Raw genomic sequence first — 25,536 nt, 5'->3', positions numbered from 1 at the left:
TAAAAAATAGGCATCCTAAATTAGACATTATGTCTAATGTAACGAAAAAATGAATTGACTATAGTTTGAATATAGGATGTTAGAATAACTAACCTATATCGGTAGAGATAAGCGGTTTTTTCAGTGATACAGATTATTTTACTATATAAATCTGTCAAAGTAAGTAGTTTTTTAAGGCGAATATCGTAATTGTGTTATATTATATAACATATATCTGGAGGGATCACCGATGGAGCACACTTCTCCGCAGACCGCATTTTCACCCGATATGTTCATGCGAAATTTTGCAGAAGCCGAGGCCGGATTGACCCAAAAAGGCGCTGTTGAAGAGTCCAACCGCTGCCTTTACTGCTATGATGCTCCTTGCATCAAGGCTTGCCCGACGGGCATTAATATCCCTTCTTTCATTAAAAGAATCGCCACGGACAACCTGAAAGGCGCGGCCATGACGATCATGGAATCAAACCCGGTCGGCGCAAGCTGTGCCCGCGTCTGTCCGACCGAGGAGCTCTGCGAAGGCGCCTGCGTCCTTAATGACGCGTCCAAGCCGATCGAGATCGGCCTGCTGCAGCGCTATGCGACCGATTGGGCGGTGAAGAGCGGCGCTGCGCTGTTCAAGGCGGGAGCGCCGGTCGGCCGCAAGGTCGCCGTCATCGGCGGCGGTCCAGCAGGGCTGTCGGCAGCCCGCGAGCTTGCCCGCGAAGGCTTCGCCGTTGTGATCTACGAAGCAAGAGAGCTGGCCGGCGGTCTGGATACGCACGGGATCGTGTCCTTCCGGCTTCCGCAGTCCGTCTCTCTCTGGGAAGTTGAGCAGGTGGAGCGTCTCGGCGTTGAGATCCGCACTGGCGTCAAGGTAGGAACCGATGTCACCGTCGATGAGCTGAAAGCGGAGTATGACGCTATCGTGCTGGCCGCCGGCATGGGATATGTGCCGCAGCTCGGCATACCGGGCGAGGAACTGGCCGGCGTCTACGACGCCATCAAGCTGGTGGAATCGACGAAGACAGGCGTGTCCGACATCCGGCTGCTGGGACAGCGCGTTGCCGTTATCGGCGCGGGCAACACGGCGATTGACGCCGCGACCTGCTCGGTGCGACTCGGCGCAGACAACGTGAAGATGGTCTACCGCCGCACCCGGGAAGAGATGACAGCTTACGACTTCGAGTACGAATTCGCGAAGCAGGAAGGTGTGGAATTCAGCTGGCTGACACTGCCGAAGCGCATTATCGGCGACGATCTGGGCCGCGTGACCGGCCTTGAATGCGTCAGTATGGAGCTGTCCGGCGAGGCGGGAGGCGACGGCAGGCTCAAGCCGGTGCCGATCGAAGGCTCGGAATTCATCATGCCGGTCGACGCTGTCGTACTGGCTATCGGGCAGAAGCGGCATAATAGTCTGATCGAGCATCTGGGTCTCGAACATGACTGGGGCGTCGTCAAGGTAGACTGGGAGACTCACCGCACCTCTGATCCGATGATCTTCGCCGCAGGCGATATCGTATTTGGCTCCGGCAAGGGCGAAGCGATGGTTGTATCCGCTGCACAGCAGGGTAAAATCGCCGCCCACGCGATTGTGAAGCAGTTCATGCCGCAGCAAGGCGGCGTTGTAGGCTCAGCCGTCTAATCTATACCGATCAGGGAGGGAATAACTTATGGCAGATTTGAGTATCGATCTCGCAGGGATCAAGTCGCCCAATCCATTCTGGCTGGCGTCCGCGCCGCCTACCAATACCGGATATCAAGTACAGCGCGCCTTTGAGGCGGGCTGGGGCGGAGCCGTCTGGAAGACGCTCGGCGACCCGATCATCAATACATCTTCCCGCTTCGCAGCCGTCAATTTCAACGGCCAGCGCGTGGCGGGCTTCAACAATATCGAGCTGATTACGGATCGTCCGCTGGATGTGAATCTGAAGGAAATCTACGAGACGAAGAAGCGGTTCCCGAATCATGCGGTGATCGCCTCCCTGATGGTCGAGCCCAAGCAGGAGAAGTGGCATGAAATCGTCAAGCGGGTCGAAGACGTTGGCGTTGACGGTCTGGAGCTGAACTTCGGCTGTCCGCACGGGATGGCGGAGCGCGGCATGGGCGCGGCTTCCGGCCAGCAGCCCGATCTGGTGGAAGCCCAGACGTATTGGGTGAAGGAGGTCGCGAAGACGCCGGTTATCGTGAAGCTGACGCCGAACATCACCGACATTACGGTGGTCGCCCGTCACGCGGTTAAGGGTGGCGCCGACGCGGTCAGCATGATCAACACGATCAACAGTCTGGCCGGCGTGGACATTCATACCTGGAACACCATTCCCCATGTCGGCGGCATGGGAGCCCACGGCGGCTACTGCGGACCGGCCGTCAAGCCGATCGCGCTGAACATGGTCGCGGAATGCGCGCGCAACCTGCAGGTCGGCGTGCCGATCTCCGGCATCGGCGGCATCTCCACCTGGCAGGATGTGGTCGAGTTCATGCTGATGGGCGCGACCGGCATTCAGGTCTGTACCGCCGTCATGCATCACGGCTTCCGGATTGTAGAAGAGATGATCGACGGATTGAACAATTACCTCGACGAGAAGGGCCTGGCTTCCGTCACCGAGCTGATCGGCAAATCGGTGGCCAAGTATTCCAACTGGGGCGATCTTGATCTTAACTATAAAGTTGTCGCCCGCATCAATGAAGACAACTGCATCAATTGCAACAAATGCCATATCGCCTGCGAGGACGCCTCGCATCAATGCATCGACATGCTGACAAGCGCGGACGGCAAAGCGGTTCTGAAGGTTCGCGAGGAGGACTGCGTCGGCTGCAACCTGTGCTCGATCGTCTGTCCGGCTGATGGCGCGATCGATATGGTGCAGATCGACAGCGGCCTTCCGCCGATGACCTGGAATGAGCGTCAGCGCGTCGTCGGCAATCTGAGCGGTTCCTATTCCGAAGCGGAGGTGGTTTGAGGGATGAAGAAGATCATCAAGAATGGAACAGTGGTAACGGCGGCGGATACGTTCACCGGCGATATCGCCATCGAGAACGGAGTTGTTACGGAAATCGGCCTGAACCTGGAGGCGGAGGGCGCCGAAGTGATCGACGCTTCCGGTTGTTATGTCTTCCCTGGCGGCATCGACCCGCATACGCATCTCGATATGCCGTTCGGCGGCACCGTTACGGCGGATGATTTCGAGACCGGAACAATCGCGGCGGCTTACGGCGGCACGACGACGGTCATCGACTTCTGCCTCACCAGCAAGGGCCTGCCGCTTCAGCAGGCGGTGGATACGTGGCATGCGAAGTCCGTGGATAAAGCGGTGATCGACTACAGCTTCCACCTGATGGTGTCGGAGCTGAACGACAAGGTGCTCGGAGAGCTGCCGGAGATCATCGAGAACGAGGGCATCACGTCGCTGAAAGTGTTCATGGCGTACAAGAACACCTTCCAGGCTGACGACGGCACGCTCTACAAAACGCTGCAAGCCGCCAAGAAGGAAGGCGCGCTCGTCATGGTTCATGCCGAGAACGGCGACGTGATCGAATACCTCGTGGATAAGGCGCTGGCCGAAGGCAACACCGATCCGATCTACCATGCGCTGACCCGGCCTCCGGAGCTGGAGGGCGAGGCGACCGGACGCGCAGCTTACTTGACGGAGCTGACCGACTCCCAGCTCTATGTCGTGCATGTCACCTGCGCCGAAGCGGCCTGGAAGATCGAGGAGGCCCGCAAAAAAGGCCTGCGCGTCTACGGCGAGACTTGTCCGCAGTATCTGGTGCTGGATCAGACGGCTCTGGAGAAGCCGAATTTCGAGGGAGCCAAATATGTGTGGTCGCCTCCGCTGCGGGAGCAGTGGAACCAGGATGTGCTGTGGAAATCACTCTGGAACGGCAGTCTTCAGACGATCGGCTCCGACCAATGCTCCTTCAACTTCAAGGGACAGAAGGACCTGGGCCTTGGGGATTTCTCCAAAATCCCGAACGGTGGTCCGACGATCGAGGACCGGTTCACGATTTTGTATTCCGAGGGCGTGGAGAAGGGCCGCATTTCCCTGAACAAGTTCGTGGATGTCATCTCGACGTCCAGTGCCAAGCTGTTCGGCCTGTTCCCGCAAAAGGGCACGATCGCCGTCGGCAGCGACGCCGATATTGTTATTTTCGACCCGAACGTGAAGCGGACGCTTTCCGCAGAAACCCACCATATGAATGTGGACTACAACGCCTTTGAAGGCTTTGAGGTAAAAGGCGAACCGGTCTCCGTGCTGAGCCGGGGCGAGTTCGTCATCAAGGATAAACGGTTCGTCGGCAAGGCGGGAGCAGGCAAATACCTGCAGCGCAAGCGGTTTGGAGCGGCGGGCGCTCTTCCGGCGAAGCCGAAAGCCGAAGGAGTGGTCTGATGTCTGCGTACGATGATTTTCTCAAGGAGAAGCTGGAGATCGATGGACTGCTGTCCCGGGGCTATGCCGTGGATGGCATGCTGGAGACGCTGGACGGCGCCAAGGTGAGGTTTCGTCAGGCGCAGCCAGCGTCTGAAACCGCCGAGCTGTTCCTGCAGACGGCCGACGCGCGGAAATATGTGACGACGCTGGTGTTCGCAGAGCTTCAGGAGAAGGCAGCCAGGGGCGCTTGAGCCTCCGCGATCCCTAATCGCAGGGTCAAGCCGAATATGACTTCCAAAACAATAAAGGCGCGCATCCCTTCAATCGGGATGCGCGCTTTTATTGTGTGGCTGCGAACCGCTGCTTATCGAAGGGGAAAATGAAATTACGGATTGACAGTATCTTGCAACTGCTCTATATTATTAAACATCAATTAAACACATTGAAATAATCAGAATTATGATTGACCAGTTAACTGGAAATCAAGCTGCGAAACCGCCGGAAGACGGGGAAGGCTTGATTTTTTTTATTTTCCCGAAGAAGGAGGGCGGTTCGATGATTACCGTCACCAACCTGAACAAGAGCTATCGGACCCGGGGAGGCGTGGTTCCCGCGCTTCAGGATATCAATCTGCAGATCGAAAAAGGAGAGATCTTCGGCATCATTGGATTCAGCGGCGCCGGCAAGTCCACGCTGATCCGCTGTCTCAACCGGTTGGAGGAGCCCGATTCCGGCACCATTGCGATCAACGGGAAGCCAATCACCGGACTCAAGGAGCGTGAGCTGCGGCTCGCCCGCCGCAAGATCGGCATGATATTTCAGCAGTTTAATTTGTTTGATTCCAAAACGGTCTTTGCGAACGTCGCCTTCCCGCTGAAGACGGCGGGCTATTCGAAGGCCGAGATCGAACGCCGTGTCGGAGAAATTCTCGATCTGGTCGAGCTGGGTGAAAAGGCCGGCAGCTATCCGTCGGAACTGAGCGGCGGCCAGAAGCAGAGAGTCGGCATCGCCAGGGCGCTGGCGGGAGAGCCGGACGTTCTGCTGTCGGATGAGGCGACCTCGGCGCTTGATCCGCAGACCACCTTCTCCATTTTGGAGCTGCTTGGCGACATTAACCGGAGGCTTGGCCTTACCATTGTGCTGATTACCCACGAAATGGATGTGCTGCGGCATATTTGCGGCAGAGCGGCCGTCATTGAAGGGGGGCGGATCGTGGAGAATGTCCCTGTCGACCAATTGTTCTCTCATCCGCAGAGCGATACGGCCCAGCGGTTCGCCGGAATCTTCAATTTCTACAAGAACGGCTACCGCGAAGAGCCAGGGCGGAAGGAAAGAGAGGCGGTGCTGCGATGAGAGATGATGTACCCGGCCTGTTGTGGGAGGGCCTTCGGCAGACGCTGTATATGACCGCATGGTCGTCGGTATTCGCGCTGCTGCTGGGCACTCTGCTCGGCATTACGCTGGTGGTTACGGAAAAAGGAGGAATTCTTGCCGCGCCCGCAGTCAATCGTATCATCGCTACCGCGATCAACGGGGTCCGTTCGGTCCCGTTCATCATTTTGATTGTGCTGCTGCTGCCGTTGTCACGGCTGATTGTAGGCACTACGCTCGGCCCGACAGCGGCGATTGTCTCCCTGTCGATCGGCGCGGCGCCTTTTCTCGGCCGCATCATCGAGAACGCGCTGCGCGAGGTGGAGAACGGAAAGATTGAGGCAGCCAAATCGGTCGGCGCCGGCCCGTTCACCATTATCGGCCGGGTACTGATCCCGGAGGCGCTGCCCGCCCTCATCCGGGGCATGACCATCGCCGTAATCTCCATCACCGAATTCACGGCGGTCGCAGGCGCGATCGGCGCGGGAGGGCTGGGCAGTCTGGCGATCCGCTTCGGGTACCAACGGTTTCGAACCGATATTTTGCTCGGAACAGTTCTGCTTATCATTTTGATTGTTCAAATCGTGCAGTGGTCCGGGGATTTTATCGCCCGTTCCATTGACCGGAAACGCTGCAAGAGCGGTTGATCCGCGGGATCTTGATAGACGCTTAATGCAGCCGATTTTTCCAAACGGGTAGTACTTATTTTTTACATATAATCTAGGGGAGAGAAGGGATTAAGATGAAGAGAAGAGGAAGCTTGTTGCTGGCCGCGGTCATGGTGTTGACGGGGATTTTGGCAGGCTGCGGATCGCAGAACGGAAACGGGGAATCGGCGGCAGCCACCGCGAAGTCCAGTCCGGCAGCGGAAAGCTCGGCAGCAGCCAGTCCGGCCGCAGCCAAGGAGGTAACGCTGAAGGTTGGGGCCTCGGCGGTGCCGCATGCCGAAATTCTGGAGTTCATCAAGCCGAAATTGAAGGAAGAGGGCATTAACCTCGAAGTGGTTGTACTGGATGATGACGGCCAGCTCAATCCGGCGCTGCAGGAGAAGCAAATCGACGCCAACTACTTCCAGCACGTTCCGTACCTGGATTCCATCAAGGGTGAGAAAGGCTATGATTTTGTCGTTACGACCAAGGTGCATGTGGAGCCGATCGGCTTCTACTCCAAAAATCTGAAATTCAAGGATGAGATAAAGGACGGCGCCAAGATCGGCATTCCGAACAACCCGTCCAATGAATACCGGGCGCTCGTACTGCTCCAGCAGCAGGGGCTGATCAAGCTGAAGGACGGCCTAACGACCTACGAGGCTACGCCGAAGGATATCGCCGAGAATCCGCATAAACTGGAGTTCGTTGAAGCGGATGCGGCTACGCTGCCCCGTTCACTGCCTGATCTCGACGGAGCGATCATCAATACCAATGTCGTCCTTGAAGCGGGTATCGATCCCAAGTCGGCGCTGTTCCGTGAAGACGCCAACTCGCCTTACGCGAATGTTGTAGTCGTCCGCAAGGGAGACGAGAACCGTGAGGAAATCAAGAAGCTTGACGAAGCGCTGACAAGTCCTGATGTCAAAAAATTTATCGAGGACAAATACGGCGTGGCTGTTGTTCCCGCATTTTAAGTTGGCGGCACAATTACGCTGAATGAACTCAGAATTCTGTTAACCAAGAGTCCTGCCGACTGCGGCGGGATTCTTTTTTTTGCAAATGAAGAGGTGTGGCGGGCTAATTCCGGCGGGGAAGGGGGAAAATGGCGGTATAACGCTCTATCGGCGTTTGCATGCCGTTCTCCAGTGGGTAATGTACCCTCAGAGTCTTCCAAAGGAGCCCTGCCTGTTATGAAATATGAAATTGTGCATACCAATACCTTTCAGTACGAGACAAAGGTCGATCAGAGCCTGAACACGATCAGGCTGAAGCCTCTGACGGATGAGGTCCAGCGGCTGCTCGTCTACCGGGCGGACATTACGCCGGCCTCGCTAACCCGGGAATATACGGATGTCTGGGGCAACCAGGTGGAGACGTTCTTCATTCCGGAGAAGCATGATTCGCTGGAGGTGAAGACGACTTCGGTTGTCAGTGTGCAGCGGAGCCCTTTTATCCATGAGCTGCGGTATTCGGGGCGGATGCGGGAGATTTTTCATACGGGGCTGTTCCGGCAGCATTATCTGGCCTATCTGAATGAGACCGATTATACGCTTCTGGACAAAAAGCAGGTGAAGGAGGCGGAACGCGTCCTCGGCGAAATGGACAATCCGGTTGCCTATGCGCTGGAAGTGATGAAATACGTCTATGAGACCTTCACTTACAGCGGAGAAGCGACGAATGTGGACACGCAGGCCCGTCAGTCCTTCGACCTGAAGCAGGGCGTCTGCCAGGATCTGGCCCATGTGATGATCGGCATCCTTCGGGCGGCCCGCATTCCGGCCCGGTATGTCAGCGGCTATCTATATGTCGGCGAGGATTCCGCCCTGAAGGGCGATGCCGCGACCCATGCCTGGGTTGAAGTGATGGTGCCGGGCATCGGCTGGATCGGGCTGGACCCGACGAATAATGTGGAGGCGCTCGCCAATCATATTCGCGTCGGAACGGGACGGGATTACGCCGATGTCAGCCCCCTTCAGGGGGTGTACCGGGGTGGCGGCGGCACAATGGAAGTATCCGTGTCGGTGAAGCTTCTGGAGCAGCCGGGCAGTCTATAGTCTATAGCAGCCGCTCGTATTCTTCTCTCAGGATCGACATGATTTGAAGCGACTCGAAGGTATCCTGAACCTTGATGCATTCCCGGAGGATGCCTTCCGCCCGGAATCCGGCGCGCTCATACACATGCTGCGCTCTCGCGTTATGGGTCTTCACATCCAGCCACAGCCGGTGTACGCCCGTATTCTGGAAGAGCCAGTCGCGAAGACTCCGCAGCATCTCGGAGCCGTAGCCCTTGCCCTTCGCTTCTATCGCAATCCGCTTGATGCATACGGACAGATTGGGGTCCCGGAGGCCGGTCACGATCACATAGCCGATGCGTTCGCCGCCGGGTTCCTGGACAATCAGGTGCAGCAGATCGGGATCTGTCAGCGCTTCGTGGTGCTCATCCAGGCTCCACTGCCCGATAAACGGCTTGTTCTCCGGGCTGCTCTCCGCCTCTGCGACAAAAGCCAGGTCGCGCTCTTCCGTTCTCCGCAGGATTAGCCTGGCCGATTCGATCAACACAGGCATGACTATCTCAGGCTCGATTATCTTAAGTTCAATCTTTTCCGATTCAGACATTATAATCACCCACCCTTTACCGAAATTTACATCAGTATAGGGCATAAGTGGCGATCTGTCTCTATCAGGCCATCCGCCTCCCGATCGTGTATAATGAGTGGGATAGAATCGAAACCGAAGAGGGGCGCGGTCTGCCGTTATGTATGCACTGGATATCATGTCTTGGGTTACGGAAGAAAATTTGCGGGACTGGCTGGAGCGATACCGCTCCTTGGGTCCTTTTCCGGGGATCGGACTTACCTTCCTGAAGTCGTTCGTTCCGCCGCTGCCCACCATTGTAATCGTCGGGATGAACGCCGCCGTCTACGGGCTGTGGCTCGGCTTCCTGTATTCCTGGCTGGGTCTTGTGGCGGGCTGCCTGACCGCCTTCCTGATCATCCGGCGCATCGCCTCCCATCACCGTCTGCGGAAATGGGCGGAACGGCCGAAGGTGGCCCGGGGCATGGAATGGGTCCGGCGCAGCGGCTTCAGCTATGTATTCCTGCTCAGCCTGTTCCCGGTCGGGCCGTTTGTCGTCATCAATCTGGCTGCCGGACTCGCCGGCATGCGGCTGCGTCCCTATCTTCTGGCTCTCGCCTCCGGCAAAGCCATAATGGTTCTCGCTGTCTCCTATATCGGCAACGACGCGGGCCGGTTCCTCCGAAACCCGCTGGAGCTGCTGGCTGTCGTCCTGCTTGTGCTGCTGTCGCTGTGGGGCGTCCGGTCGGTGGAGGGGTATTTGTCACGGATCAAATCCATTAAAGAAAGAGGTTGAAGATAATGAAATACCGCAAGCTCGGCAGTACGGAATTGAATGTCTCGGTAATCGGAGTCGGCACCTGGCAGTTCGGCGGCGAATGGGGCAAGGATTTCACGCAGGATGAAGTGGACGCCATGTTCGACAAGGCGGCTGAGCTCGGCATCAACCTTATCGATACGGCGGAATGCTACGGCGACCATCTGTCCGAGAAGCTGATCGGCGGCTACTTGAGCCGGCGCAAGCGGGAAGACTGGATTGTTGCCACGAAGTTCGGTCATCACTTTGACGGACATCTTCAGCGGGAGCAGCTGTGGAGCGCCAGCGATGTTCTGAAGCAGCTCGACGATTCGCTGCGCGCGCTGCAGACAGAGTATGTCGATCTGTACCAGTTCCACTCCGGAACGGACGCCCAGTTCGATAACGACGGGCTATGGACAATGCTGGACAAGCAGAAGCAGGCCGGCAAAATCCGCCATCTCGGCGTCTCCATCAGCACCGCGAACGACGGCGTACATCAGACAAGCGCGGCTCCGGGGATCGGCGCCGAAGCGATCCAGGTCGTCTATAATCGGCTGGACCGGGCGCCGGAGGAGAGACTGTTCCCGCTCGCGGATGAGCATCGCCTCGGCGTGCTTGCCCGCGTACCGCTCGCGAGCGGCTACCTGAGCGGCAAGTACAAGGCCGGCGCGACGTTCGCCGAAGGCGACGTGCGGGCGAACCATGACGCGAAGAAGCGGGAGGAGCAGCTTCGTCTCGTCGCCGAGATTGCGGCTAACGAAGTGCCGCATGGATTGAACATGGCGCAGTGGGCGCTCGGCTGGTGCCTGCAGCATCCGGCGGTGACCAGCGTCATTCCAGGCTGCAAGGATGTGAACCAGGTGATCTCGAACGCGCAGGCGGCCGACCTCGATATGGTAACCGGGGTGTAAATCTGCTGCTGCTGCGTTATGGAACAACGCATAGAAGCCCGCTGATGGAAGGGAGATGTACAGCCTTCCGTCAGCGGGCTTTTTGCCATGCCAATACAGCCGGGTCACGCATGATAACGATTGGAAGTCCCGCAAGAACGCCCTGACGTACTTGTCGGACAGCGCCTGCCGGATAGAGCATGTCGAGCGGCATCTGTGGGCAGGCACCCGTGGACGGCATTTGTCGAGCGGCTGGCATCTGTCGGGCAGGCACCCGTGGACGGCACATGTCGAGCGGCATCTGTGGGCAGGCGCCCGTGGACGGCACATGTCGAGCGGCATCTGTGGGCAGGCACCCGTGAACGGCACATGTCGAGCGGCATCTGTGGGCAGGCGCCCGTGGACGGCACATGTCGAGCGGCATCTGTGGGCAGGCACCCGTGAACGGCATTTGTCGAGCGGCTGGCACCTGTCGGGCGACATCTATGCGGCAGCACCGGTTGGGCAGCGTCAGCCTAGCGGCATCTGTGGTCAGCACCTGCCGGATAGGCAGCTGGCTACAGCTCGAACATCGCCGCTGTCTCCGCTTCCGCTGCGGATATCGTCTCCGCATCTCCCCGGGAATGATGAATCCAGCAGTTCGTCTTCCGGTTATACCGGTACGCGGCCTGCCATTCCGCCTTCCGGCCGATCAGCGTCCGGAGGGCTTCAACGATATAGTCGACCTCCTTCAAGGTCATGACGGGGTGCACGGACACCCGAACCCAGCCCGGCCGCAGCGACTGGTCGCCGGTGCGGATGGCGCTCTCCATCTCAAGAGAGGCCTTCCGGTCGATCGACAGCAGGTAATGGCCGTAGGGGCCGGCACAGGAGCAGCCTCCCCGGGCCTGGATGCCGAAGACGTCGTTCAGCAGGCGGACGACGAGATTATAGTGCATCTCCCGGACGGTGAAGGAGACGATGCCGATCCGATTGGTGGCCTCGCCCTCCAGGACGGTAATGTCCGGGATGCTGCGCAGACCGGCGAGCAGGCGCCCGCCGAGGATGCGCTCGTATGCACCGATCTTGTCTTGGCGCATCTCTTCCTTCAGCCGCAGGCAGAGCGCGGCCTTGATCCGCTGCAGGAAGCCCGGCGTGCCGCCGTCCTCTCTCGCCTCGATTCCGGCGAAATAGCGGGGGCCGTACCACGGGCTTACCCAGGACACCGTGCCTCCGCCGGGCTCGTCGGGGCGGAGGCTTCGGTACAGGCCGGTATCGAATACGAGGATGCCGCTCGTGCCCGGGCCGCCCAGGAACTTGTGCGGCGAGAAGAAGATGGCGTCCAGCTTCTCCTCGGACGCTTCGGGGTGCATGTCGATTTCCGTATACGGCGCGCTCGCCGCGAAATCGACGAAGCATAGTCCGCCGTGGCGGTGCATGACGGCGGCCAGCTTCCGGTACGGCGTCTCGATGCCGGTCACGTTCGAGCATGCGGAGAAGGAGCCGATCTTGAGCCGCCGTCCCCGGTAAGCCTGCAGTGCGGCGTCCAGCTCCCGGGGGTCCGGGGCGCCGCCTTCGCCGGGAGGCAGGACGACCACTTCGCCGATTGTCTCCTGCCAGGGCAGCAGATTGGAATGATGCTCCATATGGGTGACGAAGATAACCGGCCGCTCTTCCGGCGCCAGAACGGCCGGGCTCAGCCACTCGGGCAGCCTGAGCCCGAGCAGACGCTGGAGCTTGTTGACCGCTCCCGTCGTGCCGTTGCCGCATGACAGCAGCACGTCGCGCGGACCCGCGCCCACATGGCGCTTGATGATCGCACCGGCCTCCTCATAGGCCCGGGTCATCGTCATGCCCGTTGCGTTCGCTTCCGTGTGCGGATTACCGACGAGGGGACCGAACCGCTCCAGCATGATCCGCTCGATCGGCTCATACAGACGGCCGCTGGCGGTCCAGTCGGCGTATAGCAGGTTTTTTCTGCCGTATGGGGTCGTAATGGGGTGCCCCAGTCCGACCGTGCGTTCGCGGTATGGGCGAAAATGCGCCTCGAGCCGTTCCTCCGCTTCCAAGGCCGGTACGGGGGTAGAAATAAGCACAGGCAATCCCTCCAGCAAGGTGGTTCCGTTTGCCTCAGTATATGCCGGTGCCTGAAATAGGTTAATGCCCATGCCCAACCCGCCGCAGCTTAAAGAGGCAGTAGAGGGAGCCGCCGCCTCTTTAAGCTGCCTTACGCCTTAGATGAACAACTGCATGTCGCTGTCCAGCGCGTCCTTCAAATAAGCCGCGGCGTCGATGATTTCCACTTCCGGCAGCAGTTCCTCCGGCTTGAAGCCCATGATTTCCACGGACAGCTTGCAGGCGTAGAACTTGATGTTCTTCTTGCGCGCCCCCTTCAGAAAATGAATAAGCTTCGGCGCATCCTGATCCTCGATCATCTCCTCCAGCATCCATTTGCCGAGACCGCTGAAGTTCATGCGGGAGAGCGGCAGCTGCTCCGGTCCCTTCGGCGTTATGACATCCATCAGCTTTTTGTAGATGCTTTTGTCCTCCAGCGTCATTTTTTCGGGGTCCCGGATCAGAAACAGACCCCAGAACGCGAAGAACATCGTCACCTCCACCTCGATATCCCGAGCGCTGTTGGCCAGGATCAGCCCGGCCATCGCCTTGTCGTATTCACCGCTGAACATCAGCAGGTTCATTTTCCGGCTCATATGTCCATCGCCACCTCCGTAACAGAATGACCTTAGTATGAGCCAGCGGAAGAAAGCTATCCCTGCGTACCCTGTTTTTGGGCAGAAAAAAAGACCGTCCGCCAATCATGGCGGTCCGGTCTTTCGGATGACGATCTCATTCCTTGGCGTTCGGCTTCTGGGCACCAGCGCCCTTATTCATCCGATATGCGCTGCTTCCGGCCCTCGGACGGTGACGTTCCTCCAGGGACGAAGCCGCTTTACATTTTCAAGAAGCGGCCCGGCGGCTTAGGGTAACATCCGCCTTCGCTATAGCGAGCCGATCCGGCCGGCTCGTCCATCCGTATGCCGCATGAGCAGCTCCCGGATTTCGTCGGCCGGAAGCGGACGGTAGAACAGGTAGCCCTGCACATTCATGCAGCCGAGCGACATCAGGAAAGCCGCCTGCTCTGTGTTCTCCACCCCTTCGGCGACGAGGTCGTAGCCGAGCTGGGAGGCGACGAATACGATCGACTTGATGATCGTCTCGTCGATGGGGCTTATGCCGATTCCGGTGATGAAGGTGCGGTCGATTTTGATTTTGCTCACGGGAAAATGCTTCAAGTAATTGAGGGACGAGTATTTGGTCCCGAAATCGTCGACCGACACGATAATGCCGCGGTCCCGCATTTCCTGAAGAAGCGGATAGTGCTCTTCCAGGAGAGCGGTGCTCTCCGTGATTTCGAATTCCAGCACTTCGGGCGGAAGTTCGTATTCCTCCAGGATGGACATCAGCCCCGGGAGCAGATTGCGGTTGTAGAACCAGCTGTTCGAGATGTTGATGGAGATGCGCGGGATGTCTAGTCCTTCCTGCTTCCAGTCGGCCAGCTGCCGGCAGACTTCGCGGATGACCCAATCGGTCAGCTGCGTCATCAGCCCGGCTTCCTCGACAGCCGCAATGAAGGCTCCGGGAGGAAGCAGCCCCTTCTCCGGATGATTCCAGCGGATCAGCGACTCCATGCCGGTCAGCCTGCCTGTGGCGGCATGAACCTGCGGCTGGTAGTGAAGGACAAATTCATGCTTTCTCAGAGCGGTAAGCAGGTACTTGCTGATCATCGTCTTCTTCTGAAGCTTCTCGTGAAGCTGCTCATTGAACACGAAGTAGCCCTGCCCGTCCTGGGACTTCGCCTGGTACATCGCCATATCGGCGTATTTCAGCAGATCTTCTTTCTTGGTGGAATGCTCGGGATACAGGGAAATGCCGATGCTTGTGGAGAGGGCCAGATACGTTCCCGAGATCTCCAGCGGCTCCGCCGCGAGGTCAGCCAGCCGCTCGGCTATTTCAGGGATGCGATCCCGGGGAAGATCCTCGAAGAGCATGACGAATTCGTCCCCGCCTGTGCGGGCGAACAGCCGGCAGGGGAGCCGGGCGTCGTGAATCCTTCTGGCCAGAACCCGGATCACCTTGTCTCCGGCGGAGTGGCCAAGCGTATCGTTAATCTCTTTGAACCGGTTGAGATCGAAGAAGAGCAGGGTGAAGGTCTGACCGGGCTCGGCCGTCTGGAGCAGCCGGTCGAACTCCTCCATAAAGAACCTGCGGTTCGGAATTTCCGTCAGGCTGTCATAGTGGGCCAGCTTCTCATAGAGCCGTTCGGAGATTCGCAAATCCTGTGTCCGCATAGTGACGGTATGCTCAAGCTCCCGGCTGAATTTTTTTTGCCGGCTGAGTGAGTACAGGATGGAAATGATAACGGACAGAAAGGCGAGATCGATAAGGAATACGCTGAGAAGCATCCTGCCTTTATTTCCCGGAGTCAAGCTGGTGTGGAGCACCCAGTCCTGGTTGTAGAGATGAACCGGAAGACTGATGAGGGTTCCCCCGCTCTCCGGCCGGGCGCCGAACAAATACGTATTGTCGTCCCGGGTGACATACACCTGGGCGCCGCCGGTCATGAAATGGCTGATAATATCGTCTACCCGCAGCGTTGCGGATACGATGCCGAGAAAGGTGTTGCCTTGGAACAGCGCCTGCCGGATAACGAGACCGTAATCGCCCTGGGCAAGGGTGCGGGGACCGTCGATGGTGATGGCGCGCGAGCGGATGGTCTCCTGGATCAGACCGGGCGAGGCCAGTTCGGGATCGAGCAGCAGGTTTTTGTTATACACAGCTGTATTTCCGGTGAGAGGATACAGATATTTGATAATGCCGCCGGGAGCGACGACGATATTCATCAGGTGATTGGTGCTTCGGTATGCGGTGGACAAATAGCTGTCGATGACAGCAGGCTCCGCGTCGAAGCCAACGGTCTGAATAAAGGAGCTGATGCCGCTGACGATGGACACCCGTTCCTCGATGTTTGAGGTCAGCATAGAGGCCTGGGATAACAAATCGGCCCTGATGGTCCGTATTTCCTGTTTGACTGACAGGGAGTAGTAGTAAAATAGCAGAATTTGAAGCAAGGCGATAAACACAGCAAGGGTAATGAAGGGCTTTTTCCTAAGGAGAGCCATGAACTGCCTCCGATACAATAAACTCGTACTCAATTAATAGTGATTATTATATAGAATGTCTCAAGCGGGCGGGGGCGTCAACAAGATTTTAGCGGCGGAAAATGGAAAGCGGACCGTCTCTTCGAAGAAGGGAGACGATCCGCCATGGACTATTTCTTGAAGATGCGAAGCGGCGCACCCATAGGGAGGAATACCCGCCCGAAATGTGCGTTCAGCACCGAGGCGCCGCAGCCATACAGGGATACGATGCCGATGCACAGCTCCGAAATGGCGGCCAGCTTGTGGAAGGCTTCAGCAGCGATGCCGAAGGAGTCGAAGGTCAGACCCAGGAACAGCAGATCGATCAGTGCAAAAATGAGCAGCAGCACTTTGTTCGCCTCGGTAGCGCCAAGCGTCATGAAGAGCGTGAAGACGAGGTAGCCGAGGAAGACAAAGCCGAGCTGCTTCGGATCGACGGCTTCAGCAAGGGCGGTTCCGAACACGCCGAGCTTGATCAGCCAGCTTCCCGCCATGCCGAACCAGAAGAAGGCGTAAGCGGCGAAGGCGGTCATGCCGAAGGTGTTGTTATGCTTCGCATCCTGAATGCTGGCGAAGAGCTGGGCGAAAGCGCCAAGGAAGACTGCCCAGGGAATCACATAGCTGAGGCCGCTTGTGATTTCAAGCTTTTGCGAGGATGCGACCAGGGTCACGATGGCGAGACCGAACAGGCCGATTGCGCCGGGATCGGCGGTAACGATCTTGACCGGCTGGGCCGCCGGGTGGTGGTTCGTGCCGTCGGCCGTTTTGGCGGAACGGGATGACGAGGGTTGCGATGACATGAACAATAAAGCCTCCATTTTATCAATATTATGATTCCAGTACGCGTTCACGCCTAACAGTAAGGAATTCAACCGCTTCTACAGCGCGAACAGCGTCGCACGAACTCCACAGATTTAGTGTTGCAGGCGTACCAGCAGCTAATCATATCACATCGTCCTGGGCTTGCCTATCCTTGGAATTCTCGTATGCCGTCGAAATTTGGTGGAAATTGTGACATTCGTTCGGAGGGGCGTGTATAATGAGGTAGATTGGAATTATTCTTAACTGGCAGCAGGATAAGGCCTGAAGGAGAGAGTTATGGCAATGAATAAATGGACATTTTTCAAAAAAGCCTCCCGGTTCGGCGTCATTCCTGTAATGATCGTGCCGGTTGTTCTCGGGGCGCTGGGAGCTTTTGTCTGGGAGGATGTGTTTCATCCTTTTTTATTTATCCTCACCTTTATCGGCGCTGCTGCGGCCCACCTGTTCTCCAATATGGTGAATGATCTGTGGGACTATCGCAGCGGCGCGGATATGGAGGCGAAGAATACACCCGGCGTTATTACGACCAATTCAGGCTTCCTGTCCGGCGGGCTGATCTCCGAGCGGAGATTCGCGCTGCTGACCTGGGGGCTGCTTCTGCTTGCCGTTCTATGCGGGGCGGCGCTGGCGTTCTATGCGGGCTGGCAGGTGCTGTGGTTCGTCGCCGGAGGGGCCTTGCTGGCCTATTTCTATGTGGCGCCCCCGCTGCGCTTCGGTTACCGGGGCAAGGGATACAGCGAACTGGCGATTTTCGTCGCGTTCGGCCTGATGCCCGTGCTCGGCTCGTATTTCGTGCAGACCGGGCATTTCGGAATCAAGCCGGTGCTTCTGTCGCTGCCCGTCGGTCTGCTGACGACGCTGCTGCTGTTCAATCACCACTTCCTGCATTGGAGTGCGGACAAGCAGGCCGGCAAGCAGACGCTTGTCGTCGTGCTCGGCGAAGCGCGGGCGCTGGTCTTCTCGCGCATTCTGCTGTACACGGCCTACGTCTCGCTTGTCGTCTGCGTCGGCATCGGGGTGCTGCCTGTCTACGCGCTGCTTGCGCTGCTTACTGCGATTCGGCCGATCGGCGTCTACCGCGGGCTGAAGCGGCATAACGCTTCTCCCGCCTATCTGCCGCTCATGGGCGCTTCGCGGCAAGCGTCGATCCGCTGCGGCACCATTATGGCCGCCGCCCTTCTTATTCAGGGTCTTGTCGGGAACTATTGGAGCTAGCCTGATCGGGAAACATAAATGCTAACTTACATTATACGGAAAGAAGATGAAGACGATGGAAAAGCGGGTTATCGGCGATTTTCATACCATTCTGAATGAAGGCGAGGTTTGGAAGACCGGGGGCTTCGCTCTGCCGGACGGCTCGTTCTGGGCATACCGGGAGCCGAACGCCGTCGTCATCGTGCGCGGCGGCATCCTGTATGTGCGGGCCCCGCTCAGCCGCCAGCACCATCAGGTGCAGATTTTGGACAACGCGAAGCATATGTATTATTCCGCCGAGGAGTTCGACGTTCCCGAGGCGGGTGAAATCTCATTCGAGCTCCAAATACGCGCCCGGACTTCGGGAACGGCGCCGGGGGACCTGTATGACGGCTATGTGTCGCTGAACCTGCTTGATTTCACGACAGGGGCCGCTCTGGACTTCTTCGCCGGCAACGATACGTACGCCACGGTCTACGGCATTCTGCCTTTCCCCGGGGTTACGGTGCCGGAGACGGACCGGACGAAGTATTTCTGCATTTTCAGGGAAGACACAGATTTCAAGCCGCGGGAGTTCAATACGTACAAGATCACCTATCACCGGGGCAAGGACGAGGCGGTATTCTTCCTCAACGGACGCGAGGTGCGCCGGGAGACCGGGATTCCGGTCAAGCTGAACAAGTTCACCGTGGCGCTGGGCATCATGACGGAGAAAGACTTGTCTCCGGAAGGCAGCGTATCGGTGCATGGACAGACCGTGATCGGGGAATGGACGCCGGTTACGATTACAACTTCAACGATTACGACCTCAGAGGAATAGGCCGGGTGAAGCGGTGAATATCAGAAGTTTTCTCAGACTGGTGGAAATCCAGACAAAGGCCGCCAGCATGATTCCATTCGCCCTGGGCACGCTGTACGCGCTGTACCGGTTCCACAGCTTCGATGCCGGGAAGTTCCTGCTCATGCTGGTGTCTCTGCTCAGCTTCGATATGGCGACGACGGCCATCAACAACTATTACGATTTCAAAAAAGCGCAGCGGACTCATGGCTACGGCTATGAGACGCATAATCCCATCGTCCGCCACAAACTGAAAGAGGCCGTAGTTGTCGGCGTCATACTAATTCTGCTGGTCCTTGCGGTGGGCTGCGGCCTGCTGCTTGTGGCCCGGACCGGACTGCTCGTCCTGGCGCTGGGCGGGCTCTCCTTCATGATCGGCATTCTGTATTCCTTCGGCCCGGTGCCGATTTCCCGGATGCCGCTTGGCGAGCTCTTCTCGGGACTCTTCATGGGCTTTGTCATTATCTTCATTTCGGCCTACATTCACGCGGGGGATGCGCTCGCCGTGCTGTCCCTGGACTTGCAGGGAGGCTGGGTGCATTTCGATCTGAACCTGCTTGAGGTTCTCTTCCTGTTCGGGTTCTCGATTCCGGCCGTGCTCTGCATCGCCAACATCATGCTGGCCAACAACATCTGCGATGTGGAGGAAGATATCGAGAACCGGCGTTATACACTCCCGGTCTATATCGGGAAGCCGAATGCGCTGCTGCTGTTTAGCACGCTGTACTATGCCTCTTACGCGGATCTTGTTATCCTGCTCATTCTCGGCGTACATCCGCTGCTACTGCTGCTGGTGCTGCCAACGCTGATTCCCCTGCGCCGCAACCTGGCGAAGTTCGCCGAAAGGCAGGAGAAGGGCGCCACTTTTATTTTGGTGGTGCGGAATTTTATGCTGCTGAATGGTTCCCGGATCGTTGTTCTGCTGATGGCGCTGCTGTTTCGGTTATAGCCTGCCGCCCTTGGACTGGCTTATAATGAAACGGATACATGCAGCCATTGAGATCAGGAAGGAGTGGATGGTATGGCCACAAGGCGCAAACTGAGATTCGGTATTCTGGGCTGTGCCCAGATCGCAACGGGGAGCGTGATTCCTGCAATCGCGGAATCAGAGTCCGCTGTTGTGCAGGCGGTAGCCAGCCGGGGGCTGGACAAGAGCGGGCGCGTAGCGCGCGAGTTCGGCATCAAGAGCGCTTACGGAAGCTATGAGGAGCTGCTGCAGGACCCGGAGGTGGATGCGGTGTATATTCCGCTGCCCAATCATCTGCACCGGCAGTGGGCAATCCGCGCGGCGGAAGCGGGCAAGCATGTGCTGTGCGAGAAGCCGATAGCACTGAATGCCGCAGAGGCGGAGGAGATCGTTCAGGCCTGCCGGAAGGCCGGCGTCCATCTGGCGGAAGCGTTCATGTACCGTCATCATCCGCGATATGAGGAGATCCGAAACGTTCTGCAGTCGGGAGAAATTGGAGAGCTGCGGGCGATCCGGGGATCTTTTACGTATAATGACGCCTCCGACACTTCCAATATCCGGTTCCGTTCCGAGTGGGGCGGAGGATCGCTGTATGATATCGGATGTTACCCGCTTACGGCTGCGCGTATGCTGTTTGATGCCGAGCCGGAAGCCGTTACGGTGCATTCCCTGTTCTCTCCGGATCACGGCAACGTGGACATGATGTCCTCAGGGCTGGTCGAATTCCCGGGAGGCCTGAGTCTGCTGTTCGAATGCGGAATGTGGGCCTATAACCGTCAATTGCTGGAAATCATCGGGACGAAGGGGCTCATCGAGATTCCGATGCCGTTCAACGCCCGGACGGAAGATGCCGGTTTCATTGTCCACGGGGAGAATGGCCGACGAGAGGCTGCCGCGCCCGGCGCCAACCCGTACACCCGGCAGGCCGACCAGTTTGCCGCCGCCGTATTCGGCGAAGCGCCGCCGCTCTATGAGCCGGAGGATGCGATTCAGAACATGAAGCTGCTGGGTGCCTGCCTCGCTTCGGCGACCGGCAGAAGAAGGGTCGAATTGTGAACGTGTTTCTAAATTCCGACATTGCTTTCTGCTGTCCGAAAAAAGGGCACAAGTTCCATTATTTACTTAGACAGCCTATCGGATACAAGGTAGAATAAGCTAACTACTTATATATTGCAGCTTTCCGGCCAAATCGGATAGCGGGCATTTCAACGCAGCGACAATCCAGCCTATAACTAACCGGTAAAGAGGTCGTCCTATGGACCATTTGGGAATCCACTACAATATTTGGATCGTACTGCTGTCGTTCGCGTTAGCGGTCACGGCATCCTATTCCGCGTTGAATCTGATCTGTCAGGTGCCCTCCTCATCCCGGCGGACGCGCAGCCTCTGGCTGCTGTCGAGCGCCTGTGTGCTCGGATGCGGCATCTGGTCCGCGCATTACGTTGGCATGATGGCCAGCCGAATGCCGTTCGATGTTCGCTATACCCCCGGCAGAGCCATTTTGTCCATGATGGTCGGCATTGCCGTCTGTTACCTGGGACTGGCCTTCTGTCTGTCGTCACGCAGAACATTTTGGCGCTATACCGGAGGCGGTCTCCTGCTTGGAGCGGGGATTGCCATTATGCATTATATAGGCATCTATTCCATGGTGATGGAGGCGAGATTCGACTACCAGCTGGCCTTACAAAGCCTGGCTGTGCTGATCGGAGTGGCCGCCTCCTGGATGAGCCTTATGCTGTTTGGAAGATTCAGAGGAACGACCGGCTTCAGCCGCTGGAAGCTGCTCGCCGCGCTGCTGCTTGGGCTGGCGATCGGCGGAATGCATTATACGAGCATGGCGACGAGCCGTTTTACCTATGACAGCTGGCCTGGCACCGAGCCTTCGCTAATTCAGACCGATGTCATACTCCTGCTGGGCGTATCCCTTGTCACGCTGTTTATGTTCGGCATTTCGGGAGGCGCCGTCTTTCTGGACCGGAATGTGCTGGAACGGATGGCTTACAGCGATCCGCTTACCGGGCTGCCGAACCGGCACGGGCTGGAGCGCTACTTCAAGGAATCGTTTCTCGCTGGGAAGTCGGGGGCGGTATTCTTCGTCGATCTGGACCGGTTCAAATCGATCAACGATACGCTTGGTCATGATATCGGCGATATGCTTCTGCAGGAAGTAGCGGAGCGGCTGAGGCAGAGCGTAAGTCCGAAAGGGAATGTATTCCGGCTTGGGGGCGATGAGTTTCTGGTCGCCGAGCCTTACTTCAGCTCCGAGGACGCGGCTGAGGAAGCCCGGCATATTTTGCAGGAGATCAAGAAATCATACAAGATTCAAGGCAACGAGCTCTATGTGACGGCGAGCGTTGGCATCAGCATGGCGCCTGCTCACGGCACGGACCGTTCTTCGCTGATGAAGGCGGCCGATACGGCGCTCTATACTTCCAAGGACTCCGGCAAGAACAAATTCAGCATCTTCGACCAGGAGATGAACCGTCATCAGCTGCGGCGGATGTCGCTGGAGAAGGATTTGCGCAAAGCGCTGGCAAGATCGGAATTCATGGTCGTCTATCAGCCCAAATGGGATTCGCTTATGAACGTGACCGTCGGTCTGGAGGCGCTGCTGCGCTGGAGGCATCCCGAGCACGGCATCATTTCACCCGGCGAGTTCATTCCGATTGCGGAGGAGACGGGACTGATCGTGCCGATCACCTACTGGATGCTGCATGAGGTGTGCAGCCAGAATGTGCTCTGGCATAAGGAGGAGGTCGCCTCCGTCGCTGTATCGATCAACATGTCCGCCCGGATGTTCGAGACGGAAAATTTGTACGAAGTCGTAGAGGAAGCTTTATCGCGTTCAGGATTGCCGCCACATTTCCTGGAGCTGGAGATCACGGAATCCATCGCCATGAACAATATGGAGGAGACGGTCGCCCAGTTGTCCAAGCTTCGCAGTCTTGGCGTAAGAGTATCGCTGGATGATTTCGGTACGGGCTTCTCCTCGCTCGGGAATCTCGATGAAATTCCGGTCAACACACTCAAGATCGATCAGGTCTTCATCCGCAAGAGCAAAATGCATTCCAAAAAAGCGATTATCAGCAACATTATCGCCATCGCGGGCAACCTGAATATGGAGGTTGTCGCAGAAGGCGTGGAGACGCCGGAGCAGATCGAGCTGCTGCAATCACTTGGCTGCCGGGTCATGCAGGGTTATTATTACGGGCGTCCGATGCCCGTGAGTGAGCTGGGACAGTGGTTCACGGAGAATACGGCCGCCATCTATAGCGTGAGGCCGCATTTCACCCATACATAGAAGAGGAAGACCCGAAGCGATCGCTTCGGGTCTTTTTTGCGGCATCACTCAAGCTCATGCTGATACTTACTGCGGCTCAGCCCTCCGCAATCGCGGAATGAATTCGCCGAATACCTTCGGCAATCTCATCCTTCTCCAGATGGCCATAGCCCAGAACCAGCCGTTGACCCGGGATCTGGGAGGCGAAGACCCCCTCCTGCTCGAGAAGCCGGGGGAGAGCGTCTGGCAGCGGGGTACGAAGCTCGACCGTCAGATGCAGTCCGGCTGCCCTTCCGAGAATGCGGTGTTGGTCTGGAAAATGGGTCTCCAGGCTTTCGAGCAGGGCGTTTCGCCGGGCACGGTAAATTTTTCTCATCCGGAAAATATGGGTATGCAGTTTCCTCTCCTCGATGAACCGGGCCAGGGCGATCTGTTCCAGAACGGGCGTATGATAATCGGCCAGCTTCTTCAGCGCTGCAAATCGTTCGAAAAAGGCAGGAGGTATGACTGCGTAGCCGATTCTCAGCGCCGGGAACATCATCTTGCTGAAGGTTCCGATATAGAATACCCGTTCCGGTGCAAGACTCTGAAGCGAATGGGCCGGGGCGCTGTCGAACCGGAACTCGCTGTCATAATCGTCCTCGATGATGAAGCTGCCGGTTTCCCGGGCGTAGCGAATAAGCTCAATCCGCCGCTGGATGGGAAGGATGCCCCCAAGCGGGAACTGGTGGGACGGGGTTACGTAAATCAGGCTGGAACGTCCGGGCCGCGGCAGAGCTTCGGTAACCAGCCCATAGTCGTCCACGGGAACCCCCTGCAGGACCGCTCCCGTGGAGGCAAGGATGGACTTAAGCTCGGCGTTGGTGGGCTCCTCGATCAGGGCTTCATCTCCTGGTTGGAGCAGCAGTCTGGCGGCAAGCTGGATACCCTGAACGGCTCCGCTTGTAATCGCCAGCCCGCCTGCAGGAACGCAGACGCCGCGTGATTGCAGGAGGTAGCGGGATAATGCATCCCGGAGCTGAGGCTCGCCTGCAGGATCTCCATAGCCAAATGCAAGATCCGGCAAATCGAGCGCGGCGGTGCGCAGCAGATCGCCCCACGTCCTGCGGGGAAAATGACCGATTTCAGGCAGTCCGGTTCTGAACGAAATGACAGCCCGCCCTTCACGCCTCCCGGCATCGGGAGAAGCGGTAACAGGAACGGGGGAGGATTGCCTATGCCTATGCCCGGAGAACAGGTCCAAGGGTGCGTCTTTCATAACGGCACCTTGGGCTACATAAGTTCCTGAACCGGACCGGGACGCGAGGAAGCCCTCGGCAAGCAGCAGCTCATAGGCTTCGAGCACCGTATTCCGCGACACGCCGAGTTGGGAGGACAGTTCTCTTGTGGATGGCAGTTTATCGCCAGCCGCAGGCTCGCCGCGAAGGATGCGGGAGCGGATGGCGCCGTAAATTTGTCGGGACAGGGACAGTCCGGAATGCTTGTCGATGGTGATCCACATGGGATGAGAGGCTCCTTCCGCATCAAGTGGTACCCTGAAAATAGAGAATATGCGGTACTGGGAAGAACCGCTTTCGGTCCTTAGAGTATATATCATCTAAGGAGAAAGAGGTGAACGAAATGTATCAACCGGCACCAAGAACCGTGTCGGCTTACGGGGAACTGGGTGCCGCCGCGCTGATCATCGGCAGCTCTGTGACGGCCGGCAAAGTAACGGCCGCGCAGCTTCCTGTCTTTCTGTCGCAGGCCGCCAGTCTTGCAATTGCGCTGCTTGTCCTGCTCCCGCTGGTCTGGATCAGGCATCGGCATGGCGTCTTTAGAGTCAGCCGCCGGGATTTGCTGCTGCTCATTCTTACAGCCTTTGGAGGTATGTTTCTGTTTCGGGTATTCATGCTCTACGGCTTGAGGTATGCCTCCGCCGCAGAGGGTGCTATGATCACAGGGCTGACACCCGCTGCCGTCGCCCTGCTCTCCCGCTGGTTCCTCGGCGAGAGAATATCAGGCAGAGCCGGAACGGGAGTATTGTGCTCGCTGGCCGGAATCGCGGTCATCCAGCTACCGCAGTTTCTTGCGCCTGGAGGGGAGAACCGGCCGGCTTCCCTGACCGGTATGCTGCTGCTGACGGCTGCCGTGGTCTCTGAGGCAGGACTGAGCGTACTTCGCAAAAAGCTGTCTCCCGACGTTCCTTCCCTGCTTGCCGTCGGCTATATTACAGCGTTTGCCCTGCCGATGTTTCTGGCAGGTTCTGCTGTTGAACTTCTGCGCCAGGGCATTCCGGTAATTCATCCGGCAGATGTGGCGTTAGTGGTCTATTACGGCATTTGTGTCACCGCTCTTGCTTATATCCTCTGGTTCCGTGGGGCAGCCAAGGTGACGGGAGGAACGATCGCCGTCTTCACGGCATTAATCCCGGTATGTGCGCTCGGATTGTCCCATTTCGTGCTGGGTGAACCGCTGTATCTACGGCACTTCGCCGGAGCCGGCCTGGTGCTGGCCGGAATTTTGCTGGTCTCCGGCTACGGGAGAAGGCGCGGGAACCCCTGCACTATGGAGACTGGCTCTCCATCTGCCCCAAGAGAACGGAATGCGTAACAATAGACAGGCGGCCCCGGATAACCGGGGCCG

General features: G+C 57.8%; 22 protein-coding genes. 16 read left to right on the top strand and 6 right to left on the bottom strand.

The features are described from left to right. Nucleotides 1–229 precede the first annotated feature (229 nt). From PSTEL_RS24755 to PSTEL_RS24720, 8 genes are all read left to right on the top strand, one after another. A complete protein-coding gene (locus tag PSTEL_RS24755; RefSeq protein ID WP_052098968.1) occupies nucleotides 230–1,621 on the top strand; it encodes an NAD(P)-dependent oxidoreductase in 1,392 nt (463 codons plus the stop codon). A gap of 28 nt (nucleotides 1,622–1,649) precedes the next feature. Then, nucleotides 1,650–2,939, top strand: a complete 1,290-nt coding sequence (preA, locus tag PSTEL_RS24750; RefSeq protein WP_038699504.1) for an NAD-dependent dihydropyrimidine dehydrogenase subunit PreA — start codon at nucleotides 1,650–1,652, stop codon at nucleotides 2,937–2,939. Between the two features lie 3 nt (nucleotides 2,940–2,942). Next, a complete protein-coding gene (gene hydA, locus PSTEL_RS24745; protein ID WP_038699502.1) occupies nucleotides 2,943–4,367 on the top strand; it encodes a dihydropyrimidinase in 1,425 nt (474 codons plus the stop codon). Further along, nucleotides 4,367–4,600 carry a hypothetical protein gene (locus tag PSTEL_RS24740; protein WP_038699500.1) on the top strand — a complete coding sequence of 78 codons (234 nt, stop codon included), beginning with the start codon at nucleotides 4,367–4,369 and terminating at the stop codon, nucleotides 4,598–4,600. Before hydA ends, PSTEL_RS24740 begins: the two co-directional genes overlap by 1 nt. 304 nt (nucleotides 4,601–4,904) lie before the next feature. Further along, nucleotides 4,905–5,702: a methionine ABC transporter ATP-binding protein gene (locus PSTEL_RS24735; RefSeq protein ID WP_038699498.1), complete on the top strand. Its 798-nt coding sequence runs from the start codon at nucleotides 4,905–4,907 to the stop codon at nucleotides 5,700–5,702. Further along, complete coding sequence (locus PSTEL_RS24730) at nucleotides 5,699–6,367, top strand: methionine ABC transporter permease (protein ID WP_038699496.1); 669 nt, start codon at nucleotides 5,699–5,701, stop codon at nucleotides 6,365–6,367. The genes PSTEL_RS24735 and PSTEL_RS24730 overlap by 4 nt, the downstream gene beginning before the upstream one ends. Before the next feature lie 95 nt (nucleotides 6,368–6,462). Beyond that, nucleotides 6,463–7,344: a MetQ/NlpA family ABC transporter substrate-binding protein gene (locus PSTEL_RS24725; RefSeq protein WP_038699494.1), complete on the top strand. Its 882-nt coding sequence runs from the start codon at nucleotides 6,463–6,465 to the stop codon at nucleotides 7,342–7,344. Between the two features lie 216 nt (nucleotides 7,345–7,560). Continuing rightward, complete coding sequence (locus PSTEL_RS24720) at nucleotides 7,561–8,424, top strand: transglutaminase family protein (protein WP_038699492.1); 864 nt, start codon at nucleotides 7,561–7,563, stop codon at nucleotides 8,422–8,424. A gap of 1 nt (nucleotide 8,425) precedes the next feature. Here the strand turns inward: PSTEL_RS24720 and PSTEL_RS24715 are convergent, their stop codons facing one another. Continuing rightward, nucleotides 8,426–8,986: a GNAT family N-acetyltransferase gene (locus tag PSTEL_RS24715; protein WP_245625025.1), complete on the bottom strand. Its 561-nt coding sequence runs from the start codon at nucleotides 8,984–8,986 to the stop codon at nucleotides 8,426–8,428. Nucleotides 8,987–9,143: 157 nt separating this feature from the next. Here PSTEL_RS24715 and PSTEL_RS24710 point away from each other — a divergent pair, with 157 nt between their 5' ends. Both PSTEL_RS24710 and PSTEL_RS24705 read left to right on the top strand, forming a co-directional pair. Then, the gene (locus PSTEL_RS24710) at nucleotides 9,144–9,740 is read left to right on the top strand and encodes a TVP38/TMEM64 family protein (RefSeq protein WP_245625024.1); all 597 of its coding nucleotides are present in this window, start codon (nucleotides 9,144–9,146) and stop codon (nucleotides 9,738–9,740) included. A 5-nt stretch (nucleotides 9,741–9,745) separates the two neighbouring features. Next, nucleotides 9,746–10,654 carry an aldo/keto reductase gene (locus PSTEL_RS24705; RefSeq protein ID WP_038699488.1) on the top strand — a complete coding sequence of 303 codons (909 nt, stop codon included), beginning with the start codon at nucleotides 9,746–9,748 and terminating at the stop codon, nucleotides 10,652–10,654. A gap of 536 nt (nucleotides 10,655–11,190) precedes the next feature. Here the strand turns inward: PSTEL_RS24705 and PSTEL_RS24700 are convergent. From PSTEL_RS24700 to PSTEL_RS24685, 4 genes are all read right to left on the bottom strand, one after another. Then, nucleotides 11,191–12,708: an aminotransferase class V-fold PLP-dependent enzyme gene (locus tag PSTEL_RS24700; protein ID WP_052099367.1), complete on the bottom strand. Its 1,518-nt coding sequence runs from the start codon at nucleotides 12,706–12,708 to the stop codon at nucleotides 11,191–11,193. A 138-nt stretch (nucleotides 12,709–12,846) separates the two neighbouring features. Next, nucleotides 12,847–13,323 (bottom strand): DsrE/DsrF/DrsH-like family protein, encoded by a 477-nt coding sequence (locus PSTEL_RS24695; RefSeq protein ID WP_038699486.1) that lies wholly within the window; start codon nucleotides 13,321–13,323, stop codon nucleotides 12,847–12,849. A gap of 288 nt (nucleotides 13,324–13,611) precedes the next feature. Further along, nucleotides 13,612–15,753 (bottom strand): bifunctional diguanylate cyclase/phosphodiesterase, encoded by a 2,142-nt coding sequence (locus PSTEL_RS26545; RefSeq protein WP_169744629.1) that lies wholly within the window; start codon nucleotides 15,751–15,753, stop codon nucleotides 13,612–13,614. Nucleotides 15,754–15,941: 188 nt separating this feature from the next. Next, on the bottom strand, nucleotides 15,942–16,610 hold the full coding sequence (locus tag PSTEL_RS24685) for an acetate uptake transporter (RefSeq protein WP_084065311.1): 669 nt from the start codon (nucleotides 16,608–16,610) through the stop codon (nucleotides 15,942–15,944). Between the two features lie 304 nt (nucleotides 16,611–16,914). Between PSTEL_RS24685 and PSTEL_RS24680 the strand changes: the two genes are divergently transcribed. The 5 genes from PSTEL_RS24680 to PSTEL_RS24660 all read left to right on the top strand — a co-directional run bounded on the left by PSTEL_RS24680 (nucleotide 16,915) and on the right by PSTEL_RS24660 (nucleotide 22,932). Then, the gene (locus PSTEL_RS24680; RefSeq protein ID WP_038699484.1) at nucleotides 16,915–17,847 is read left to right on the top strand and encodes a prenyltransferase; all 933 of its coding nucleotides are present in this window, start codon (nucleotides 16,915–16,917) and stop codon (nucleotides 17,845–17,847) included. 55 nt (nucleotides 17,848–17,902) lie between these two features. After that, entirely contained in the window at nucleotides 17,903–18,646 is a 744-nt protein-coding gene (locus tag PSTEL_RS24675) for a DUF6081 family protein (protein WP_038699482.1), read from the top strand. Between the two features lie 13 nt (nucleotides 18,647–18,659). Next, entirely contained in the window at nucleotides 18,660–19,613 is a 954-nt protein-coding gene (gene menA / locus PSTEL_RS24670; protein ID WP_038699480.1) for a 1,4-dihydroxy-2-naphthoate polyprenyltransferase, read from the top strand. Nucleotides 19,614–19,685: 72 nt separating this feature from the next. Further along, nucleotides 19,686–20,687 (top strand): Gfo/Idh/MocA family protein, encoded by a 1,002-nt coding sequence (locus tag PSTEL_RS24665; protein ID WP_038699478.1) that lies wholly within the window; start codon nucleotides 19,686–19,688, stop codon nucleotides 20,685–20,687. 199 nt (nucleotides 20,688–20,886) lie between these two features. Further along, nucleotides 20,887–22,932, top strand: coding sequence for a putative bifunctional diguanylate cyclase/phosphodiesterase (locus PSTEL_RS24660; protein WP_038699476.1), 2,046 nt, complete (start codon nucleotides 20,887–20,889; stop codon nucleotides 22,930–22,932). A 76-nt stretch (nucleotides 22,933–23,008) separates the two neighbouring features. On the opposite strand, the gene pdxR is transcribed toward PSTEL_RS24660, so the two are convergent. Beyond that, the gene (gene pdxR / locus PSTEL_RS24655; protein WP_038699474.1) at nucleotides 23,009–24,412 is read right to left on the bottom strand and encodes a MocR-like pyridoxine biosynthesis transcription factor PdxR; all 1,404 of its coding nucleotides are present in this window, start codon (nucleotides 24,410–24,412) and stop codon (nucleotides 23,009–23,011) included. Between the two features lie 119 nt (nucleotides 24,413–24,531). Between pdxR and PSTEL_RS24650 the strand changes: the two genes are divergently transcribed. Beyond that, complete coding sequence (locus tag PSTEL_RS24650; RefSeq protein WP_052098961.1) at nucleotides 24,532–25,503, top strand: DMT family transporter; 972 nt, start codon at nucleotides 24,532–24,534, stop codon at nucleotides 25,501–25,503. Nucleotides 25,504–25,536 lie beyond the last annotated feature (33 nt).

Source organism: Paenibacillus stellifer, assembly GCF_000758685.1.
Taxonomy (GTDB): Bacteria; Bacillota; Bacilli; order Paenibacillales; family Paenibacillaceae; genus Paenibacillus_AQ; species Paenibacillus_AQ stellifer.
Note: the sequence above shows the minus strand (reverse complement) of the source record. Positions and strands in the feature narration are given on the sequence as shown.

Excerpts from the sequence above, each read along its gene's own strand:
- PSTEL_RS24755 (WP_052098968.1), top strand. The coding sequence starts at position 230 with ATGGAGCACACTTCTCCGCAGACCGCATTTTCACCCGATATGTTCATG.
- preA (WP_038699504.1), top strand. The coding sequence starts at position 1,650 with ATGGCAGATTTGAGTATCGATCTCGCAGGGATCAAGTCGCCCAATCCA.
- hydA (WP_038699502.1), top strand. The coding sequence starts at position 2,943 with ATGAAGAAGATCATCAAGAATGGAACAGTGGTAACGGCGGCGGATACG.
- PSTEL_RS24740 (WP_038699500.1), top strand. The coding sequence starts at position 4,367 with ATGTCTGCGTACGATGATTTTCTCAAGGAGAAGCTGGAGATCGATGGA.
- PSTEL_RS24735 (WP_038699498.1), top strand. The coding sequence starts at position 4,905 with ATGATTACCGTCACCAACCTGAACAAGAGCTATCGGACCCGGGGAGGC.
- PSTEL_RS24730 (WP_038699496.1), top strand. The coding sequence starts at position 5,699 with ATGAGAGATGATGTACCCGGCCTGTTGTGGGAGGGCCTTCGGCAGACG.
- PSTEL_RS24725 (WP_038699494.1), top strand. The coding sequence starts at position 6,463 with ATGAAGAGAAGAGGAAGCTTGTTGCTGGCCGCGGTCATGGTGTTGACG.
- PSTEL_RS24720 (WP_038699492.1), top strand. The coding sequence starts at position 7,561 with ATGAAATATGAAATTGTGCATACCAATACCTTTCAGTACGAGACAAAG.
- PSTEL_RS24715 (WP_245625025.1), bottom strand. The coding sequence starts at position 8,986 with ATGTCTGAATCGGAAAAGATTGAACTTAAGATAATCGAGCCTGAGATA.
- PSTEL_RS24710 (WP_245625024.1), top strand. The coding sequence starts at position 9,144 with ATGTCTTGGGTTACGGAAGAAAATTTGCGGGACTGGCTGGAGCGATAC.
- PSTEL_RS24705 (WP_038699488.1), top strand. The coding sequence starts at position 9,746 with ATGAAATACCGCAAGCTCGGCAGTACGGAATTGAATGTCTCGGTAATC.
- PSTEL_RS24695 (WP_038699486.1), bottom strand. The coding sequence starts at position 13,323 with ATGAGCCGGAAAATGAACCTGCTGATGTTCAGCGGTGAATACGACAAG.
- PSTEL_RS24685 (WP_084065311.1), bottom strand. The coding sequence starts at position 16,610 with ATGTCATCGCAACCCTCGTCATCCCGTTCCGCCAAAACGGCCGACGGC.
- PSTEL_RS24680 (WP_038699484.1), top strand. The coding sequence starts at position 16,915 with ATGAATAAATGGACATTTTTCAAAAAAGCCTCCCGGTTCGGCGTCATT.
- PSTEL_RS24675 (WP_038699482.1), top strand. The coding sequence starts at position 17,903 with ATGGAAAAGCGGGTTATCGGCGATTTTCATACCATTCTGAATGAAGGC.
- PSTEL_RS24665 (WP_038699478.1), top strand. The coding sequence starts at position 19,686 with ATGGCCACAAGGCGCAAACTGAGATTCGGTATTCTGGGCTGTGCCCAG.
- PSTEL_RS24660 (WP_038699476.1), top strand. The coding sequence starts at position 20,887 with ATGGACCATTTGGGAATCCACTACAATATTTGGATCGTACTGCTGTCG.
- pdxR (WP_038699474.1), bottom strand. The coding sequence starts at position 24,412 with ATGTGGATCACCATCGACAAGCATTCCGGACTGTCCCTGTCCCGACAA.
- PSTEL_RS24650 (WP_052098961.1), top strand. The coding sequence starts at position 24,532 with ATGTATCAACCGGCACCAAGAACCGTGTCGGCTTACGGGGAACTGGGT.